The sequence below is a fragment of the Thermococcus argininiproducens genome (assembly GCF_023746595.1).
GTDB classification, from domain to species: Archaea; Methanobacteriota_B; Thermococci; order Thermococcales; family Thermococcaceae; genus Thermococcus_A; species Thermococcus_A argininiproducens.
In genome coordinates, this window is sequence record NZ_CP080572.1 from 757,182 (window position 1) to 772,109 (window position 14,928).

16 protein-coding genes are annotated in these 14,928 nt (G+C 39.4%); 4 read left to right on the plus strand and 12 right to left on the minus strand.

Annotated features, from left to right (window positions below; translation table 11 throughout):
• Positions 1–5 precede the first annotated feature (5 nt).
• From K1720_RS03960 to K1720_RS03975, 4 genes are read right to left on the minus strand one after another with little or no spacing between them, the layout of a single operon-like run.
• Positions 6–911, minus strand: a complete 906-nt coding sequence (locus K1720_RS03960) for an ABC transporter permease (protein WP_251950103.1) — start codon at positions 909–911, stop codon at positions 6–8.
• Entirely contained in the window at positions 908–1,939 is a 1,032-nt protein-coding gene (locus K1720_RS03965; RefSeq protein WP_251950104.1) for an ABC transporter permease, read from the minus strand. The genes K1720_RS03960 and K1720_RS03965 overlap by 4 nt, the downstream gene beginning before the upstream one ends.
• The gene (locus K1720_RS03970; protein WP_251950105.1) at positions 1,929–3,458 is read right to left on the minus strand and encodes an ABC transporter ATP-binding protein; all 1,530 of its coding nucleotides are present in this window, start codon (positions 3,456–3,458) and stop codon (positions 1,929–1,931) included. The genes K1720_RS03965 and K1720_RS03970 overlap by 11 nt, the downstream gene beginning before the upstream one ends.
• A gap of 49 nt (positions 3,459–3,507) precedes the next feature.
• Positions 3,508–4,773 carry a BMP family lipoprotein gene (locus K1720_RS03975; RefSeq protein ID WP_251950106.1) on the minus strand — a complete coding sequence of 422 codons (1,266 nt, stop codon included), beginning with the start codon at positions 4,771–4,773 and terminating at the stop codon, positions 3,508–3,510.
• 127 nt (positions 4,774–4,900) lie between these two features.
• Between K1720_RS03975 and K1720_RS03980 the strand changes: the two genes are divergently transcribed.
• The 3 genes from K1720_RS03980 to K1720_RS03990 all read left to right on the plus strand — a co-directional run bounded on the left by K1720_RS03980 (position 4,901) and on the right by K1720_RS03990 (position 7,907).
• A complete protein-coding gene (locus K1720_RS03980; protein ID WP_251950107.1) occupies positions 4,901–5,356 on the plus strand; it encodes a hypothetical protein in 456 nt (151 codons plus the stop codon).
• Positions 5,357–5,427: 71 nt separating this feature from the next.
• The gene (gene glmM / locus K1720_RS03985) at positions 5,428–6,777 is read left to right on the plus strand and encodes a phosphoglucosamine mutase (protein WP_251950108.1); all 1,350 of its coding nucleotides are present in this window, start codon (positions 5,428–5,430) and stop codon (positions 6,775–6,777) included.
• A 221-nt stretch (positions 6,778–6,998) separates the two neighbouring features.
• Positions 6,999–7,907: a hypothetical protein gene (locus K1720_RS03990; RefSeq protein WP_251950109.1), complete on the plus strand. Its 909-nt coding sequence runs from the start codon at positions 6,999–7,001 to the stop codon at positions 7,905–7,907.
• Between the two features lie 666 nt (positions 7,908–8,573).
• On the opposite strand, the gene K1720_RS03995 is transcribed toward K1720_RS03990, so the two are convergent.
• Complete coding sequence (locus tag K1720_RS03995) at positions 8,574–9,044, minus strand: flavodoxin family protein (RefSeq protein ID WP_251950110.1); 471 nt, start codon at positions 9,042–9,044, stop codon at positions 8,574–8,576.
• A gap of 129 nt (positions 9,045–9,173) precedes the next feature.
• Here K1720_RS03995 and K1720_RS04000 point away from each other — a divergent pair, with 129 nt between their 5' ends.
• Positions 9,174–9,911 (plus strand): class I SAM-dependent methyltransferase, encoded by a 738-nt coding sequence (locus tag K1720_RS04000; protein ID WP_251950498.1) that lies wholly within the window; start codon positions 9,174–9,176, stop codon positions 9,909–9,911.
• A gap of 21 nt (positions 9,912–9,932) precedes the next feature.
• Here K1720_RS04000 and K1720_RS04005 read toward each other — a convergent pair whose 3' ends face one another.
• The 7 genes from K1720_RS04005 to K1720_RS04035 form a co-directional block, all read right to left on the minus strand.
• Positions 9,933–10,502, minus strand: coding sequence for a hypothetical protein (locus tag K1720_RS04005; protein WP_251950111.1), 570 nt, complete (start codon positions 10,500–10,502; stop codon positions 9,933–9,935).
• 36 nt (positions 10,503–10,538) lie between these two features.
• Positions 10,539–11,120, minus strand: a complete 582-nt coding sequence (locus K1720_RS04010) for an AAA family ATPase (protein WP_251950500.1) — start codon at positions 11,118–11,120, stop codon at positions 10,539–10,541.
• Between the two features lie 11 nt (positions 11,121–11,131).
• Positions 11,132–11,932: a hypothetical protein gene (locus K1720_RS04015; RefSeq protein WP_251950112.1), complete on the minus strand. Its 801-nt coding sequence runs from the start codon at positions 11,930–11,932 to the stop codon at positions 11,132–11,134.
• Positions 11,932–12,207 (minus strand): hypothetical protein, encoded by a 276-nt coding sequence (locus tag K1720_RS04020; RefSeq protein WP_055280772.1) that lies wholly within the window; start codon positions 12,205–12,207, stop codon positions 11,932–11,934. The genes K1720_RS04015 and K1720_RS04020 overlap by 1 nt, the downstream gene beginning before the upstream one ends.
• Before the next feature lie 72 nt (positions 12,208–12,279).
• Positions 12,280–12,864, minus strand: a complete 585-nt coding sequence (locus K1720_RS04025) for a hypothetical protein (protein WP_251950113.1) — start codon at positions 12,862–12,864, stop codon at positions 12,280–12,282.
• 30 nt (positions 12,865–12,894) lie between these two features.
• Positions 12,895–14,097: a hypothetical protein gene (locus K1720_RS04030; protein ID WP_251950114.1), complete on the minus strand. Its 1,203-nt coding sequence runs from the start codon at positions 14,095–14,097 to the stop codon at positions 12,895–12,897.
• 181 nt (positions 14,098–14,278) lie between these two features.
• On the minus strand, positions 14,279–14,914 hold the full coding sequence (locus K1720_RS04035) for a class I SAM-dependent methyltransferase (RefSeq protein WP_251950115.1): 636 nt from the start codon (positions 14,912–14,914) through the stop codon (positions 14,279–14,281).
• Between the last annotated feature and the right edge of the window lie 14 nt (positions 14,915–14,928).

Here is a 14,928-nt window from a genome sequence, read left to right on the forward strand (position 1 = left end):
AGAGATCACTCTCTCTTGTAAGGTTTTCCATCCCACTTGGGAACTCTTACTTTTCCTATTATTCCTGCAACTATGATCAAAGTCACCAGATAGGGGAGTGTTGCCACAAACTGCCATGGAATAACTTTCTGAACTGCTGGTGTTGTCCTGACCCATACTGAGAGGTTGTCAAAGAATCCAAAGATGAATCCTCCTAGAAGGGCTCTTAATGGATTCCATCCACTGAATACCATGTTTGCTAATGCTATGAAACCCCTTCCTGCTGAAAGCTGTTTTGTAACTGTACCGAGCCAATCAACACTCATAAAAGCTCCTCCAAGGCCGGCAAGAGTTGCTCCGTAAACTGTGGCCAAAAACCTATAACGTTCGACGTTAATACCTAACGCATCAGCTGCTTCTGGATTCTCACCTACAGACCGTATTCTAAGTCCTAATGGAGTTCTAAAGAGCACCCAATGGGTCAGCACAGTAATTACTATTGTTATGATGACCATTGGACTTAAACTTCCGTAGGCAGTCTTTATCAGGGGTTCTATTCTAACGTTTGAGGGTACTTGGTGCTGACCTGCTGTTCCCCAATATGCAGGGATTCCAAAGGCTACTATACCTAATGCGAGTAAATTGACACCTATACCCGGTATAACGTGATCTCCCTTTAGATACACTGTTATGAATCCATGGAGCATTCCAAGGAGTGCACCTACAAATGCCCCTCCTAGGAGTCCTATCCATGGATTCCCAGTAATTTCGGCAAAAATAGCTCCAAAAAATGCGCTCATGAGCAGTATTCCCTCATATCCAATATTCACTACACCAGCTCTCTCGCTTACCACTGCTCCCACACTTGTAAGGACCAAGGGGACCATTGTTGTTAATGCTCCTATGAGGGTTGAAATTACTGCATCCATCATTTTCTCACCACCCTTTTCAATAGATCCAAAAGTCCTGGTATGGCGACTGTAACGACTATAATTCCTTGAACCATTCTAACCATCTCTAAAGGAACTCCTGCTTCAATTTGCATAGCTGTAGCTCCAGCTTTAAGCATACCAAAGAATATTCCACTGAATATTATTCCAATGGGGTGGTTTCTGCCCACTAATGAGACTCCAATTCCATCGAATCCGTATCCATAAATGTTTGCCATTCCCTGACTTATTGCATAGCTTGGTGGTCTCCCCATGACTTCAGTAGCTCCAGCTAGACCGCTCATAATTCCGCCTAATAGGAATGACCATATCACTGCTTTTTTGGGGTTTATACCCCCATAACGTGCTGCGCGTTCGTTATATCCACTAACTCTTAATTCATAGCCCAATGTGGTATGCCAGAGAATGTAATATGCTATGAGAGCTGCTGCCACGGAAATGACAAAGGCCCATGATAACTCTGTTCCCCTTATTACTATTGGAAATCTCGCACTTACAGGGACGGCTATGGTTTTGTTTGGGTCATCTGGATTGGGTATCTTCTGAAGGACTATGTATAAGGCAATGAAATATGCCATCCAATTTAACATGATTGTAGAAACAACTTCATTAACTCCTCTAAAGACCTTTAAAAAGGCAGGAATGGACATCCACACAAGTCCCGCAATTATTCCACCAAGAAGTCCTATTAAAACATTTCCCAGAATATTAGTGAAGATAATTGCAGCTATAGCTCCAAAATACACTGTTCCTTCGGCACCTATGTTGAATAAACCAGTCCTTGCACCAAGTCCAAAGGTTAGTGCGGTTAAAATTATTGGCGTTGCTGCACTTAGGGTCATAGCCCATCCATATTTGGAGCCTAATGCACCATCAAAGAGGGCTACATATGCCTCAGTTGGACTATATCCAGAGAATGCCAGTATAATGGCACCTATTAACATTCCTATTATGATGGCTATTAGACTTTCTACAAGAGGCTTAAAGAACCCTTTAATGTTAGCTTTCATGTTTTATACCTCCCATCATTAGTCCTATTTGTTCTTCAGTAACTTCTTCAGGCTTTACGATTCCAACGAACTTTCCTTCATACATTATTGCCATTCTATCACTAAGCTGGAGAACTTCATCCAAATCTGCAGATACTAAAAGAACAGCCTTATTCTCATTCCTAAGTTTTATCAAGTAATTTCTTATGTACTCTGTCGAAGCAACATCAACACCTCTTGTAGGCTGAGATGCTATAATGAATTCTGGTTGTTTGCTCACTTCTCTTGCCACAATAAGCTTTTGTTGATTTCCTCCACTCAAGCTCTTTGCTGGGGACTCTATACTTGGAACCAAGACCTCAAAGTTCTCTACAAGTTTTGCCGCATGTTCCTTAGCTTTATCCCACCTTAGCATTCCCACGGGGCCCCTAAATGTGTCTCTCCAGTGAAGTCCAAGGATTGAGTTTTCAGCAACACTCATCTCGGTTACCAGGCCCATGTGGATCCTATCCTCTGGAATGTGGGCCACTCCAAGATCGTAGAGCTCTTTTGGTGGTCTTCCAGTGATGTCTTTTCCGTTAAGAATGACTTTACCTTTTGCAATTTTTCTTAATCCACTTATGGCTTCTATGAGTTCGGTTTGTCCGTTTCCTTCAACTCCTGCTATTCCAAAAATCTCCCCGGCTCTCACTTCAAATGTCAGGCCCTTTACAGCATCTTGACCTCTGTCCCCTCTTACCCACAGATCTTGCACTTGCAGCACTGGCTTACCAGCTTCTTTTGGAGGTTTCTCTATTTTGAGAACCACTTCCCTCCCTACCATCATTTTGGCTAATTCCTTGGGGGATGTTTCACTTGTATTTACAGTTCCTATTAGTTCTCCTTTTCTGAGAACGGTTACTCTATCCGTTATCTCCATAACTTCTTTGAGTTTATGACTGATAAAGATGATCGTTTTACCTTGAGATTTTAGCTTTTTGAGTACTTCGAAAAGCTCTTTCACTTCTATTGGAGTAAGCACTGCAGTTGGTTCATCTAAAATAAGTACATCCACGTCTCTGTAGAGGGTTTTTAAAATTTCAATCCTTTGTTGGACACCAACTGGGAGGGTTTCTACAGGAACATCAAGGGAAACTTGAAAGTTTAAATCATCCATAAGCTTTTGCAGTTTTTTTCTCGCTTTTTCAACATCTATTTTAGAGAAGAGACCGTGACCCTCCATTCCCAAGATAATATTGTGGAGTCCATCAAAAACATCTACCAGCGTGAAATGCTGGTGAACCATACCAATTCCATTTGCAAGAGCATCAGCAGGACTTTTAAATCTCACTTCTTTTCCGTTCACAAGTATTTTACCCTCTGTTGGATGAAGCATTCCAGAGAGTATCTTCATTAAAGTTGTTTTTCCGGCTCCATTCTCACCCAATAACCCGTGAATCTCACCTTTTCTTACGGAAAAATCAACACCTTTAAGGGCTTTTGTGCCATCTGGATATACTTTGACAATCCCTTTCATTTCAATAATTGGTACTTCTTCCATAGATGCACCTCCTAAAAGGTTATAAAAGTTAAAAACAGGAAAGGAAAGATCAGCTGCTTTCCCATTGTTTTGCTAAGTCTTCCATTTCTTGCCAGGTTTGGGCATTTCTTATGGCTTCGATTTGTTCTTTGGTGGTTGCCATTGGGACCTTTATTTCTCCACTCTTGATCTTCTCTTCAAGCTCTGCAACGGCCTGCCATATCCAGTCTGGAACTTGTTTTCTCGTTTCCTCAAGCTTAGCAAAGAGCTCATCTTCGCTAGCGAGTCCTAGTTCTTTGAGTTTTTGCTGCTTGGTGTCTTCTGGTAATGAGTTAAACATCTCTTTGACTGCATCGATGGTGCTTACCCCAACACCTTGCTCATTAAGCCCAAGCTCCATTATTCCACCTTGCCAGTTGCCTTTAATGGCCATTTCAACAGCCTTGTAGACACCGACATCTACTCTCTTCATCATTGAAGCAATTATAACGCCTGGTTTAATCCAGTCTTGGGCTGAGTCAACACCAACAGCGAATGGGGGGCCCATCTCCTTTCCTTGGCTCTTGAGGTACTCATCAACAGCGTCAAAGACACCAAGTCCAACAGCTCCAGCTATTTGGTAAATTACCCAAGCTCCTTGTCCGAGTTGGGCTTGGGCTGCTGTCTTACCTTTAGCAGGATCTGTAAATGAACCTGTGTAAGTGTAAAGAAGATCTATTTTTACCTCATTTCCAGTTTTTTGCTTGTAGTAATCCTCGGCCCACTTAATTCCAAATCTGTAACCGCCTTCGAATTTGTAAAGAACTGGAATTTCAATACCAAGGACGGCTCCAACCTTATCCTTTCCATCGTTTGCGGCTATTAAAGCAGCAAGGGCTCCTATCAAGGCTGATCCTTCGTTTTCCTTAAATAGGATGCTTACGACATTCGGTTTGTCTGGAATAAATCCATCAACGATAGCGAACTTCTGATCTGGGAATTCATCTGCTACTTGTGTTACTGCGTCAGTCATCATAAAACCAACGGCTATTATGAGATTGTATTCTCCTGTTTGGGCGAGGCTTCTGAGGTTTGGTAAATAATCTGATTCTGTATTGCTTTGTACTTCCTTAAGCTCGAGGTTAAATTCTTTAGCTGCTTTGGATGCTCCGAGGTATGCCATGTCGTTGAAGCTTAAGTCTCCTCTTCCACCAACATCATAAACCACTGCAATCTTTCCTGCGTATTGGGGAGTGGTTGTTTGTGTCTCTGTTTTCTCTCCACCAATACACCCACTTACGGCAACACTAAACAGCAAAACTCCTATCAAAAATACTGCTAATCCTCTATTCTTCATTAGGTCGACCTCCATAATGGGGGTTATCGTATGGGAGTGAGAACAATAGAATATATATTTTATGGTTTAGGTGTGCAATTCTGCATGTTTTTAAAAGGACTACTTCTATTAACAAGGGGGAAGACTCATGCTTAAGAGGATAGCAAATCTTAAGACTGGTGTAGTTTTAGTTAGTGGGGATGCAAAGAAGCTTGCTAGGATCTTTCTTAATGCTTGGCTTTCTAGAGGAGATACTTTTCTTGTGGAGTATCTTCCTTTTGAGGTTAATTACCCAGAAAATGTTTTTATTGGGAATATCGAGGAGGGAGTAGAGTTTGATGGATATCTTATTTATTCTCTTCTCTCTAGACCAAAAATAGAGCGAAAAAAGTACTACTCTTTCATAACTGCTCATAGGGATAGGCTTATCCTTATCTACGAACCGAGGTACTTCAAAGATTCCCTTTTCAAATATGATATTAAGGAACTCATAGATTATCTTGTCTCATATAAGCGGGAAACTATGGGCATGGATAGAGTTGATGTTTATCGACTTGAAAAGGGGAGGGTCATTGAAAAGAAAAGCTATGTTAGGAGATTCTAAAAGAAATGGAATGAAAAATCTTTTAACTTTGCTTCGTATTTTTTAGTGTTAGCAATCATATGGTGAGTATCATGGGGAAGTATTTTGGCACAAGTGGAATAAGGGAAATCGTTAATGAAAAGCTAACTCCAGAACTTGCTTTAAATGTTGGGAGGGCCTTAGGGACTTATTTAGAGGAGGGAAAAGTTGTTGTCGGTATGGACACTAGAACGAGTGGTGAGATGCTAAAAAATGCCATAATTTCAGGGTTGTTGAGTACTGGTATTGATGTGATTGACATTGGTCTCTCTCCTACTCCACTCACGGGCTTTGCTATTCGACTTTATGAAGCAGATGCTGGAGTTACGATTACAGCCTCACATAATCCTTCACAATATAATGGTATTAAAGTATGGCAGCCAAATGGGATGGCCTATACAGGGGATATGGAAAATGAGCTTGAGAAGATCCTTGAAGAGAGGAGCTTTAAGAAAGCCCCTTGGAATGAGATTGGGAACTTAACAACAGCTAACCCTGAAAGAGAATACATAAAAAAAGCTCTTGAGATGGTTGACCTTTCAAAGGGGTATACGGTTATTGTTGATGCAGGTAATGGGGCGGGGGCGTTGATTTCTCCTTATCTCCAAAGAGAACTTGGAAATAAGGTTATCTCCCTTAACTCTCATCCAAGTGGATATTTCATAAGGGAACTTGAGCCAAATGCTAAAAGTCTTGAAGGACTTTCCAAGGCTGTTAAAGTACTCAAGGCAGACGTTGGTATAGCTCATGATGGGGATGCGGATAGAATTGGGGTCGTTGATGACGAAGGTAACTTTGTGGAGTACGAGGTGATGCTCTCTCTTATAAGTGCATACATGCTTAAGAAGTTCGGGAAGGGTAAACTAATAACAACTGTGGATGCTGGTTTTGCTCTTGATGACTACGTTAAGCCTTTAGGGGGGGAGGTTGTTAGAGTTAAGGTTGGTGATGTTGCTGTTGCTGAGGGTATCATGAGAGAGAATGCTATCTTTGGAGGAGAGCCAAGTGGTACTTGGATAATGCCTCAATGGAACCTGACCCCCGATGGAATCTTCGCTGGGGCACTGGTTTTGGAGATGATTGACAAGCTTGGGCCTTTGAGCGAGCTCGCGAAGGAAGTTCCGCGCTACGTGACGCTCAGGGCAAAGATACCCTGTCCCAACGAGAAGAAGAAAAAAGCTATGAAGCTCATAGAGAGAGAAGCGCTCAAGAGCTTCCCCTACAAAAGGCTCATTGAGATTGATGGAGTAAGGATTGAGAACGACGAGTGGTGGATTCTCTTCAGGCCGAGCGGGACGGAGCCGATAATGCGCATTACTCTTGAGGCACACACGAAGGAGAAAGCGGAGGGGCTGATGAAGAATGCCAAAGAAGTTGTGAAGAGGGCAATAAGGGAGGCGTGAACTCGAATTTTCTCTGTTGTTTTTTGCATATTTGTCAAGAGAACGCCAGGTTCATAGAGACAAGGATCTTTTGTTATGCTTAATAATATTTAACTCCGCATTAAGGTTAACTACAATCAAACAAAAGTAGTGATAGCGAAAGGGTTATATTTTAACCATTCAATTCCTCGATAATAGATCAAATTTCAAGAAATTAAAGGGGATTAACAAGAGGGGCTATCATGAGAAACATTGTTGCCGACATATTAAGAATATTAGCACTTACAATAGTTTTTGTCGTGGGGATTATGGTACCAACCTTGATAATACCGGTGTCTTCAGAAATTACATCAAGAGTAACAGAAGATATGCAGAATACTATTTTTGGACTGATGTTGTTGGTTTCTTTATTTGGAGCAATTGCCTTAAGTGTAAATGTGAGATTGTCAGAATGGAGTGGGATTAAATTAATCTTGGCTTTAGGTTTGAGTTTTTGGGGAATAGAATATTTCGTTGCACAAATAGAAACGTTCTATTTTAGAGAAGCTTTTCCTTTTATGACAAATATGGAGATCCTAAATATTATGTTAAGAGGGGTAATAACAACCATAATAGTAGCTCCACTTACAGTTATTATTTTCGGAAAACAAAAGGCCACAGAGAATATAATCATAAGAGAGGTCTTGGCAAAGATTGAAATAGAGAGTTGGGTGAAAAAAGCTCCTGTTTTTGCGTTACTTTATATAATAATATACTTATTTTTTGGCTATTATGTTGCTTGGCAATTTGAAGCCGTCAGGTTGTTCTACTCTGGGACTACGGAACAATTGAACTTCATAAGTCAAATAATAATGACAATGAAAGAGAGACCGTTGTTTTTGCTTTATCATTTTATCAGAGGGTTATTGTGGGTTGTATTCTCAGTACCAATCATATTGATGAACAGTAGCAGAATAAAGACAATGATAAGTCTAATGTTGCTGTTCAGTTATCATGGCTTTCAAATAATAATGGCGCAGGGAATTTTCCCACCAGATGTTTTGATAGGGCACACAATAGAAACAACTATCTCCGCATGTATATATGGAGGAGTAATAGGGTATATGTTCTATGTGCCAAATTCTAGCATCCTATCGGATATCGGAAATTGAGAATTCAACTAATGTTACTGGGAGGGATTATAATGGTTATCACGGGGATAATGGATTATTTGAGAAGTTGCTTCATTTTATTAATTCCAGTATTCTTATGGAATGTCGTATTTGCAAGCAAACTACCAGAGCCATATCAAAGGAGCCACTTTTGGAGTAGTATACCAAAATCTATCGGGATACCCGAAAAGATCCTAAGAGTAATTGTTTTCTTTCTTCCCTTGCTCTTTAAATTAGAACTCAATGAGCCACAACAAAAAATTGGTTTTCTAATGTATATAATTGGAATGTGTGTATATTTTATGTCTTGGGTAATGCAGATATATTTTCCTGAATCTTCTTGGAGTCAAAGTGTATTTGGATTCATGGCTCCCGCGTATACACCGATTATATGGCTCGTGGGAATAGGGCTCATTGGGAAATCTCTTTTTATAAAAATACCATATCATTACTCTATTTATATTGTTTTTTCAGCTTTTTTCGTTGTGTTTCATTCGATTCATTCTTTTATTGTGTATTCAAGGATCTAATGTATTGTGTCTTTCCCCCTAACAGAGTATAGCTGCATCGTCGCTCTTTCCTCTTTAACTGATGGTGTTGAATGAATAGTGAGTATATCTGCCGTGGGGAGCAGTTTTTTGGGTTATCGCTTGAAGTCTTTCCCTTTCATAACGGGGAAGGATGTAAATTTCTCCTTAACTTTTCGGCAAATTTCTTCGCTCTTTCCAAGTCACTCTCATTTGGGTGCCCCTTATTTATTCCACCTATTTTGGCAAGCCATCCATTGGTGTCCCAGCCCCTACACGAGAACTCGCCAACAATTTCAAAGCCTTTTTCTTTCAGTTTTCTCTTTAGCTGGCGGTGATTGTAGAAAGGAATATTCATGCCTGCAGTAGAAAAAATGAAGGCTCTTTTTCCTTTCATCATGGGGAGTTCCTCCACGAGCTTTAGAAGACTCCAGTGATGTCTCCACCAGTATATTCCAGAACCAAATCCTATAAGATCATAATTTAAAAGTTCTTTTGGCGTTATTCCCCAGGGTTTTGTGAGTTCTGCGTCAAGAGCTTTTGCCATGACTTTTGCGACCTTTTCAGTATTTCTGTGGTGGATTGAAACGTAAATAATTAAAGTATTCATACTCCACACCTATTTTTATAATTCTTCACAAATTTTCTTATAGTTTATTCTTGCTACTCTATTTTTTAACACTTTGTTAGATGATCTAAAAGCTTTTAATTGAAAAAACAAATTTTAACTGTGATCACAATGAAAAAGCATGAATGGGAAGAGTTTTTTGACAAGGAATCTGACTATTACTTACAGGAGCCTTTTACCAAGTACACGAAAGAGGAAATAGAATTTCTGCTAGAAGAGTTTAACCTTCCAGAAGGTGCAAAGATATTGGATGTGGGCTGTGGTGTTGGAAGGCACTCTATAGAGCTTGCAAAGAGAGGATATCGTGTCACAGGGATCGATATTTCCCAGAAAATGCTTGAAAAGGCAAAAAAATGGGCTCAAAAAGAGGGTGTGAAAGTTGAGTGGATAAAAGCAGATGCAACTAGATTTAAGCGTAATGAAGAGTTTGACGCTGTAATATGTCTATGTGAGGGGGCCTTTTCATTACTTGGTTCATCTGACGACCCGATAGAGCATGATTTGGCCATCTTAAGAAATATATATGAATCGTTGAAACCAGGAGGGAAGTTTATACTAACAGCTCTAAGCGCACTTTCAAGGATTAAAAAAGCCACAAACGAAGATATTGCTATTGGAGCATTTGACCCAAACACCATGACTTTCTTTGAGGAGCTTGAGGCACCAGATGGCACAAAAGTTCCAATACGAGAACGAGTTTATGTCCCAACAGAGCTTTATTTGATGTTTAAAATGGTTGGATTTGAAGTAAAAGCTATTTGGGGAGGAACAGCTGGGAGATGGGGTAAGCGAAAAGTAGATATGGATGACATTGAAATAATGGTGGTAGCTGAGAAACCTCGGAAATAGCTTTCTATGTTGGCTTTTGGATTATAATTGCTTGCTGAGCTTTTTCAAACTCTCTTCAATATTGTCCTTGTCAAATTCTAGGTAGATGGCATCTGGAAATCTCTCCTTAAGAATTTGGAAAAGGACACCTTCTCCTAATATTACTCTGAAGTTCTGCTCTTCCATGAGTTCTTTTGACTCTTTTATTCTTTCTTCTTTGTTTAGATAAGAGAATTCTTTGATTACTCTATATGGGAACTTTTCTGGATCACTTGAAGTCGTATGGAATACCCCACACGTTGGTGAACCTTTGACACCAACAAAAATTATCTTCTCAGGTTTTTCTTCCGTTAGAGCTCGTTCAATAAAATTTACAATGGTTTTAGCAACTTCAGGCATTCCAAGTTTTTCGAAAACTTCTTTGCTCATTGGGGGTCTTGGCCATCCTATAAGTTTATATTCGGGACAGGGGTAAGTTAAGACTCTTATTTCTTCTGCATGCTTTGCAAGAAGGTTTAATAGTTCTTTACTAGTTTTGTACTCCTTATCTTTTGGACCTCGGTAAACGTAGAAAGGGCTTAAAAGACAGGGAGCAAGGACAATTATTCTCATTGAAGCTCACCAATAAAAGGAAATCTTGAAGAGCCTTTAAATTTTTCCAGACGTTAAGGAGTTTATAATGGTCTTAACTCTATTTTTTAGATCTTCAAGACTGCCTTCATTCACAATCAAGAAATCAGCCAGATCTTTAAGCATGCTTGTATGGTATAGTTTCTCTTCTGCTTTATCTGCGTCCAAAAAATCTTCAAAACTCTTTATCACCTTGTCTTTTCCAGCATTTCTTTTTTTCAATCGTTCATACCTTATCTCAGGTCTCGCTTCTATATATATTATGACTCCGCCTCGTTTCTTTATAGCCTCTATTTCTCCCTTTGACCTCACTCCGTCTATGACTATGTTTTTACAATGTCTTCTCTTGTCTATGGCGAGTCTTATAAGAATGTCTTCTCCGTAGGTTTCCTTCAAGTGTTTTCCATATTCGATGAGTCTGTCTCTTGTGGGCTCACCCCTTTCTGGGATCTCAGGAAGCCAAGAATAATCGTTTAAATTATGGGTTAGAAGGTCAATTAGTGGATCACTACATGAAACTCTGCAAAATCCTTTCTCTTCAAAAAACTTTGCAACTGTGGTTTTTCCTGCTGCAATTTTACCCACAACGCCAACTATCATTTTACCACCTTCTATCTTTTCCATGCCCACCATATAAGGTTTGCCCCATCTGTTGATTCCATTAAGCCTTCAGCAACCATTTCAACGACAAAATCTATCATTGCATTCTTATCCACCCTGACAGGTCTTTCAAACCCAAAGAAATATTTTGCCTCAAAGAATCCAATATGGAGGAACCTGAGAGGATTAAGGAGAGCTACATTATCAAGGAACTTGAGATCAAAAGGAAAATCAGCAATAATTATTCTGATATTCCTTTCTTGAGCAATCTTCTTTAACTTTTCCTCATCTGGAAAGAAGAGCTCCCTAAGAGACCCTTCTATTGGTGTGTATTCCATTTTTGGAAAGGTATATTTGATTCCGACTCTCTCGGCTTCTAGGCCAACTTTTTCAGCAAAACCTACCATAGCTTTTGCATTGAAGCTGAGGAATACGAGGGCTCTTCCATTGTTGCTAAGAGTAGGCCATTTTCGAGGAGGGAAATTAAACTCTGCTTCTATTATAGGAGTCAGAAAGTCGAGAAGAGTGTCTTTGATTCTCCTCAAGTTCTCTTCTAGTTTTTTTCTCTTTATGATGAGGTCAAGTTTTGAGTAAACAGTAACTTGTTTTATTCCGAGTTCTTCTCTGAGTTTCCCAATTACGAAGCTGTTTCCAATGATTGCACTTTTATCACTTCTATCTTTAGCGATTATAAATAATTTATCCCCTTCTTCATCGTATCTTACTTCATCTATTACAAAGGGTACAATGGGAAAACCGTTATCTCTCCTTATTCTGTTGACTCTCTCTGCTATTGCTTCTTTGGTAAACATTAACTCACCCGATAGGCTTTTGTACACTCGTAAATTTCTTGAGCGATTTTTAAGGCTTCTTCTTTGTTGTCTGTTTCTTTCACTATTATCTTCCCACTTGGGAATATGCTGATATCATATGCTTTTCTCACAAGAGCTAGAAACCTTGTTACTCTTTTTATTTGATATCCTCTCTCAGCTAGGCATTCACACACTTCTTCTAGATCAAGATCAAATTTCTCTTGAGGGGTGATGTTTATGGCCTTCATGCTTGTGCATGGTTTTGCAACTAACATAGAACCACCAGTAGGAAATTTATGAGTGTAGGTTCATAAATTTAATTGAAGAAAAGAAAAACCCAGAAAAATTCATCTTTTCCATAGTGCGAATCCTAAAACTAAGAATGCCAAAAGAGCTCCTAGAGGGAGAATAATTTTCGTTAAATTCTTGCCTGTGTTTGTGCTAATATCTTGGACCGGTTTTTGCTCTTCGAGATTCTGGAGGATGAAACTTATTTGCACTTCACCTGCAGGCATTGTTATCTTGTTTCCTTCTACTTCAAGGGGTGACTCACTCATATCTACCAAACTTGCTTCTTCTGGTAAAATTACATCTACTGGAGCTTCTGATTTTAATGAAAGAGTCCAAACAAGGCCTTCCTTGGTCATTAGATCTGGAGTGGAGTATGCTATTTTTATTATTTGAGAGTTTTGAACGGTTACTGTGATCTCGTTTCCCTCTATGGAATACTCGAGGGGGTTTCCATTTACATCAGTAACAAATACATCCTCATAGTGAGAACCTAATAAAGAAACTGTAACTTGAGTTGCATAGTCATCCACAGGTACTTCAATTTCCACAGTTGCATAGCCATCTCCATATGGCGCAATGCTTATGCTCTGGGCATTCACAAGAGGGATGAAAAGTAAAAGGGCAAGTAGAGCTCTTTTCATTCATTTCACCTCCACAAAAATTTAAAGAAATCAAGCGTGCCTTAGGATAAACTCATCAACTTTGTGAAGCAGGTCTAGAGCTATTGCAAAGTGCATCTTGGCTTCTGCTGGCTTTTTATGCTTGAGTAACTCAATTCCTAGCCTTATCTCTTGTATAGAGGTCTTAAGCTGGAGTTCTGCTCTCCGGGTATCCACTCCTCTTCTCCTAAGCTCTTTCAAGGCTTTTGCATCCTTTTGAATTCTTCCGGTCATCTCTCTAAGGAATGCCTTTAAGTCTCCCAATCTCTCTTGGACTTCTCTTTCATGGAATTTCTTCTGAAGGAAGGCCATTGCTCTGTGGAATTCTTTTATTGTCTCTGTGTTCTCTCTCATAACTTGAAGAGCCTCATCGTATTTACCTTCATCTGCAAGGACCTTAACTTCACTATAAACATCTTTAAATGCCTCAAGTCTCTCTTGGAGCTCATGAGCGTCGTAACCCTTTTCTTCTGCCATTTCAACGACTTTCTCTGCTATTTCTATCCCTCTTGCACCTTTCTCGAGGAATTCATTTACTATTTTGTCCGCATTTGCTTCTACAAGCCCTTTTCTGATTCTTCTAAGTTCTTCATCTAATGCAGCTTTCTTTTCTCTAGCGATTTCGAGATCTTCCTTAGCTTTTTCAAAATCTTTAGCTTTTATGTCCTCAAGTACAGTCTTATAAGCTTCTTTGGTCTCTATTAAGAGCTCTGGCGCATTTCCTACGTCAATTCCCTGTCTCTGAGCAATCTCTATCGTCTTTTCGGCCATTCTGAAGTAGCCTTCCATTCTCTTTATCTCTTCTGGAAGTCGTTCTCTAAGCTCCTCCTTTCCTTCTTTAAATCCTTTTAACACTTCTCTGTAGTGGTGCATTGCAGTGAGGCCGTTTATTATTGTGTTGTAATAGTCGCCGCTTTCATATGCATTCATGGCCACTTCTTTATATTGTTCCGCTAATTGATAGTGTCTCATAATACTTGAATTCTCAGGAAGATTTACATTATTAATTAATTTTGTTGTTATGTTGCTCAATCTTTCAAGGGCAACAACAATGTGATTGGCTATCCTTTCCTCTTGAGTTATATTTTGAATCTCAGGGGGTAGGGGCTCTGTTTCATTTTCTATAGTGGCATTCTCATCTGCTAGGCTCAAACCTGCTGGGATTATGCTCCCCACCAAGAGGGCTATTAACAACCAGATCTTCAACCCTTTCATGTCCATCACCATTCTTAACTTGTCTTTTTATCTATTTTAGGGACTCGGTGAAAAGAACGTTCCGGAACGTTCCAAAAATGGATCTAAACTTAGAAACAGCTGAAATTCCAAGTTAAATGAAGAAAAACTTATTATACAAACTCTTGAACGATTAGAAACGTATTTTAAGTTAAAACACTGATTAAAATTTCCTCAAAATAAGCTTCATAAGAGCTTTATTTCTTTCTAATTTGTAATCATCAAACTTGCTTTGTTCTGCAGCTTTTGAAATCTCTCCTGTCCATTCTCTGTAATTAAGCCCATGGAGCCTAAATGCTATTGACCAGGGGAACTTTGGCAGTCCGACTTCTTCTAAAAATTTTCTCATGTCCTTTTTCGGAGTATCTGTTATAAAATCGTAAATCCATACTTCTCTCTGGGATTTTAGGACTCTGTACATTTCATTAAATGCTTTCAATGGATTATTAAAATGATGCAAAGCTCCAATGCTTGTAACAAGATCGAATTGTTCCTCAAGAAATCTCAGCTTGTAGGCGCTCATAACCTCAAATGTTACATTGTTAACACCAGCTTTTTCTGCATTTTTCTTTGCAAGCTTTATCATTGTTTTTGAGATATCTATACCAATTATTTCTAAGTCTGGATTAAATTTCGCAATTTTGATTGGAATAAAGCCTGGGCCTGTCCCAATGTCCAATATCTTGCCATGTTCAATTTTATTGGTTATTTCCTCGGCGATCACCCGATCGAGGTTCTTCCTTTTTCTAGTCAAAAAATTGTAGAGATATGCTCCAGGTGCTGGGATTCCTTCTATCATCCTTATACTCCCCT